Source organism: Rathayibacter sp. AY1D5, from assembly GCF_002932515.1.
Taxonomy (GTDB): domain Bacteria; phylum Actinomycetota; class Actinomycetes; order Actinomycetales; family Microbacteriaceae; genus Rathayibacter.
In genome coordinates, this window is record NZ_PSVU01000089.1 from 1 (window position 1) to 4,613 (window position 4,613).

Genomic DNA, 4,613 nt, shown 5'->3' on the forward strand with positions numbered 1-4,613 from the left:
CTCGCCCGCGTCCTGGGTGGAGTTGAGGAACTCGGCGCGGACGCCGTTCGCGCGGAGGGCGTCGACCTGGTCCTGCATCAGCGCGATGAGCGGGGACACGACCACGCCGGTGCCGGGGCGCACGATGGCGGGGATCTGGTAGCAGAGCGACTTGCCGCCGCCGGTGGGCATCAGGACGACGGCGTCGCCGCCTCCGATGACCTGCTCGACGATGGCCTGCTGCTCGCCGCGGAAGGAGCCGTAGCCGAAGACCTTCTCGAGGATCGCCTGCGCCTCGGAGGATCCGGAGCCCGCAGCGCCGCTCGCCGCGTCGCTCCGGACGCCGCCGCGGGACTCCGCCGAGGGGTCGGCGAGCGGCGGGGCGGGGAGGGCTGTCGCGGTGGGCTCTGTCACCCGGGGAACTCTACCCGCCGCCTCCGACGCCGCCCCGGGGGTCCGGGGAACTGTGGAGAAGGGCCGCAGGGAGGGAGCTGGGGAGGCGGCTGCGGGGAGGTCGGGGGTCTTCTGCGGCGCCCGGATCAGAGGTCGGTGAGGGTGCGGGTGTCGCCGTCCCAGAAGCGGACGCCCGCGAGGCCGACGGTGAACGGCTCGCCGAGGAGGGGGACGGCGTCGCCGAGCTGCTCGGCGCGGAGGCGGCGAGAGACGCTGATGTGCGGCGTCCAGGCGCCCGGGAGCGAGGTGTCGACGCCGCCCGGCACGAGGCGCGTGGCCCGATCGTGCAGAGCGTCGAGGGCGGGCGAGCGGACCACTCCCCAGGCGAGGACGAAGCGCCCGGCGTGCGGGAAGAGGAGGACGGCACCGAGGTCGGCCGTCGCCGGAAGCGGACCGAGCGCGCCCGGCTCCGGGGCGGTCAGCTCGGGCCCGGCGACCAGGGTGAGGTGCGGGCGGTTGCTGGCGGACGTGTGCAGCGCGAGGCTCGGGATGCCGGCCGCCTCGAGCGCCTCCCACTGGCTGCGGACGCGAGCCTCCGACTCCGGATCGAGGAGGACTTCGAGGCTGCGCATGTCCACATTCTGCCGCGGCTCCTGCGTGCGGGCCTTCGCGGGCGCGCGGCCACTCGCGGGTGCGCGCGGTCCTCGCCGGCTCCCGCGAGTGTGCAGGAGTCGTCGCACTCGCAAGCACGCAGGAGTCGTCGCACTCGCAAGCACGCAGGAGTTGTCGCACTCGCCCTCGACTGCGACGACTCTTGGAGACTCGACACTCGTCCACTCGAGCGACCCTCGAGTGCGCAGAAGTCATCGTGCTCGCGCTCGACTACGACGACTCTTGAGTGCTTGGCACTCGGCACTCGGCGCTCCCGCGAGTGTGCAGGAGTTGTCGCACTCGAGCTCGAGTGCGACAACTTTCGCGCACTCGAGGGGGGCGAGGAGCGGGGCGGTGACGGGGAGTGGGGCGGGCACCGCCGGCCCCGCGCCCCGCCGCCCGCGTCAGCCGATCGTCACGAGGGCGGCGAACAGCTCCGGCGCTCGGCGGTCGACGATCCGACCGCCGACGCGGATGCCCACCAGCGCGAAGACGGTGCCCAGCACGAGGGCGGCCGCCAGTCCGATCAGGCCGAAGGCCGGGTCGCCGCCGATGAGCGAGATCGCGCCGAGGACGATCGACGGGAGCGCCAGCAGACCGGTCGCGGCCATGCTCCCCAGCATCACGACGCTCGAGATCATCCCGGAGCCCGGCGGCGTCTTCAGCGGGCTGTCCCCCGGCCCGGGCACGGGGTAGACGACGAGCGACGAGGCGACGCTCGACACTCCGAACCCGCTGAGCACGAGGGCCAGCGCCATGCCCAGCACGGCCGGGATCGCGTCGGCGCGTCCCGCGTACAGCGCGGTGCCCACCGCCACGACGACCACCGCAGGGACGCCGATGATCGCGGCGGCGACGACGCGACCGGCGCGGTCGGCCGACCCCGTCACTCCGGAGCTGACGTGCGCCGCCCAGGCGGTGCCGTCGTACGATACGTCGGCGCACAGGGTCACGCCGAAGATCAGGCCGACGAGCACGGCCGAGAGCAGCACGAAGGTATCGCCGCCGCTGCCGATCGCGGAGTAGAACACCGCGAGGACGACGACGGCGGGGATGACGAGGAGCCCGCGGCTGTAGCGCGGGTCGCGCCACCAGTAGCCGAGGGCACGCGCGGCGACGGCGCCGGTCGGGGTGCCGGGGAAGCGCCCGAACAGGCCGAGGCCCGCGGATCCGGAGGCGGAGTGCGCGCCGGACGCGGCGGGCTCCGCGAGCGCGTGCCGCAGCGCCCGGGCCCACGCCCAGACGAGGACGGCCAGCGTCGCGAGCCCGATCAGCAGGCGCGCGATCGCCGCGACCCAGTCGCCCGCGACGACGGATCCGGGGACGGCCCAGATCGCGCCGAGCGGCGACCAGCCGAGGGCGCCCGCGATCACGGGCAGGACGTCCAGGCCGTCGCGGATCACGTTGGTCAGGCCGAAGAAGAGCGGTCCGAGCAGGATGACGACGACGAGCACGACGCCGCCGATCACCTCGCGGTAGCGGCGGCTCGAGCCCAGGCCCGTGGTGAGCGCGCCGATCAGGCGCGACGCGACCACGCAGGTCGCGACGCCGATCACCGCGGCGACGAGGCCGGGCAGGATGCCGATCGGACGGCTCCACCAGGCGGCGGAGGAGGCGAGCGCCCCGAGCGTGGTCACCACGCCGGGGATGCCCGCGAGGCCCGCGGCGGCGAGCCCGAGGAGGAGGGTCCGCAGCGGGATCGGGAAGGTCGCGAGCGTGGGCAGGTCGAGGCTCTGGTCGGAGCCGGACAGGAAGATCGGCCCGAGCACCCAGCCGAGGATCAGAGCGGATCCGCCGAGGACGATCGCGACGTTCGCGAACGCCGGGTCCGTGCCTCCGAGCGCGACCAGGCCGGCCGCGACCAGGCCGAGCACCGCGATCGCGTAGAGACCGCCGAGGATCACGCCGATCAGCTGCCACACGTTCCGCGTCAGCGAGTTGCGGAGCAGGAGCAGCCGCAGCCTCAGGAGATGCGCAACCATGCCGGTCCCTCCTGGTGGGTGCGGCCGCCGACCAGCTCGACGAAGCGCTCCTCGAGGCTGGAGCCGGCGCGGACCTCCTCGAGGGTGCCGGAGGCGAGCACGCGGCCGTCGGCGATGACGGCGACGCGGTCGCACATCCGCTCGACGAGGTCCATGGAGTGGGACGAGACGATGACCGTGCCGCCCGACGCGACGAAGCCGGTGAGGATGTCGCGGATGTTCGCCGCCGAGACCGGGTCGACCGACTCGAACGGCTCGTCGAGCACCAGGAGGCGCGGGGCGCGCACGAGCGCGCAGGCCAGCGCGATCTTCTTGGTCATGCCCGCGGAGTAGTCCACGACGAGCGTGCGGTCGGCCGGATCGAGGCCGAGCAGGGCGAGGAGGTCGTCGGTCCGCTCGACGACGACGGAGCGCTCGAGCCCGCAGAGCAGGCCGTAGTAGGTGACGAGCTGGAGACCGGTGAGGCGGTCGAACAGCTTGACGCCGTCGGCGAGGACGCCGATCAGCCGCTTCGCCTCGAGGGTGTCCTTCCAGACGTCGACCTCGTGGATCGTGACGACGCCGCTGTCGGGGCGGAGCAGGGCCGTGGCCATCGAGAGGGTCGTCGTCTTGCCCGCGCCGTTGGGGCCGACGAGCCCGAAGAAGGACCCGGCGGGGACGTCGAGGTCGATGTCCTTCACGGCCTCCTTGTCGCCGAAGCGCTTGCGGAGGCCGCGGATCCGCAGGGCGACCTCGCCGTGGCGGCCGGAGGCCTCGGGGGCGGCCCATGCGGGGGTCGCGGAGTCGGTGTGCGCGGAGTCGGTGTGCTCGGCAGCGGTGCCGTCGGCGGCGGTGCGCGCGGCGGGGCTCTCGGTGTCCGTGCCGTCCTGGGGAATGCCGGGGGGCGTCGTCCCGTCCATGTGTGTCCCTTCCGGGCCGCGGTGGGCGGCCGCTCCTCCACCCTAGGCAGGCGCTGCGGTCGGGGCATCCGTCCCGCGATGGAGTCGCGCGGAACGCACCGGCGCGGCCCCGGCGGCTCGACGGGGCGGGGCGGAGCACGGCCGCCTACGCTGGCCCCATGCCCACGCTCCTCCTCGTCCGGCACGGACGCACCACCGCGAACACCGCGGGGATCCTCGCCGGACGGACCGCCGGAGTGCGGCTCGACCACGTCGGACGCACGCAGGCGGCGCGCACCGGGGAGCGGCTGGCGGCGGTCGAGCTCGCGACCGTGGTGTCGAGCCCGCTCGAGCGGTGCCGGCAGACCACGCGCTTCGTCCTCGAGCGGCAGACGGGATCGCCGGCGACGGTGATCGACAAGGGCATCACCGAGTGCGACTACGGCGACTGGTCGGGGCGCTCGCTGCGGGATCTCGCGACGGAGCCGCTCTGGGCGACGGTGCAGAACCAGCCCTCCGCGGTGGTGTTCCCCGGCGGCGAGGGGATGCTCGCGATGCAGGCCCGGGCCGTGTCGGCGATCCGGCGGCACGACGCGGCGGTGGCGGAGGAGCACGGGGCCGGCGCGGTGTGGGCGGCGGTCAGCCACGGCGACACGATCAAGGCGATCCTCGCGGACGCGCTCGGCATGCACCTCGACCTGTTCCAGAGGCTCAGCGTCGGACCGGCGTC

At 74.3% G+C, this 4,613-nt stretch carries 5 protein-coding genes; 1 reads left to right on the forward strand and 4 read right to left on the reverse strand.

Annotated features, from left to right (window positions below):
- The 4 genes from C5C82_RS18125 to C5C82_RS16680 all read right to left on the reverse strand — a co-directional run.
- On the reverse strand, positions 1-393 hold a 393-nt coding region (locus C5C82_RS18125), incomplete at its 3' end, for a DEAD/DEAH box helicase (protein ID WP_146086024.1).
- A gap of 125 nt (positions 394-518) precedes the next feature.
- A complete protein-coding gene (locus C5C82_RS18130) occupies positions 519-1,004 on the reverse strand; it encodes a 2'-5' RNA ligase family protein (protein WP_146086025.1) in 486 nt (161 codons plus the stop codon).
- A gap of 423 nt (positions 1,005-1,427) precedes the next feature.
- Positions 1,428-3,005 carry a transporter gene (locus C5C82_RS16675; RefSeq protein ID WP_104355409.1) on the reverse strand — a complete coding sequence of 526 codons (1,578 nt, stop codon included), beginning with the start codon at positions 3,003-3,005 and terminating at the stop codon, positions 1,428-1,430.
- Positions 2,987-3,904, reverse strand: coding sequence for an ABC transporter ATP-binding protein (locus C5C82_RS16680; protein ID WP_104225053.1), 918 nt, complete (start codon positions 3,902-3,904; stop codon positions 2,987-2,989). The genes C5C82_RS16675 and C5C82_RS16680 overlap by 19 nt, the downstream gene beginning before the upstream one ends.
- A gap of 158 nt (positions 3,905-4,062) precedes the next feature.
- On the opposite strand from C5C82_RS16680, the gene C5C82_RS16685 reads away from it, so the two are divergent.
- The coding region (locus C5C82_RS16685; RefSeq protein ID WP_104355410.1) for an MSMEG_4193 family putative phosphomutase at positions 4,063-4,613 on the forward strand (551 nt) is incomplete at its 3' end.

Bases quoted from the DNA above. Each gene is read 5' to 3' on its own strand.
- C5C82_RS18130 (WP_146086025.1), bottom strand. From the start codon at position 1,004: ATGCGCAGCCTCGAAGTCCTCCTCGATCCGGAGTCGGAGGCTCGCGTC.
- C5C82_RS16675 (WP_104355409.1), bottom strand. From the start codon at position 3,005: ATGGTTGCGCATCTCCTGAGGCTGCGGCTGCTCCTGCTCCGCAACTCG.
- C5C82_RS16680 (WP_104225053.1), bottom strand. From the start codon at position 3,904: ATGGACGGGACGACGCCCCCCGGCATTCCCCAGGACGGCACGGACACC.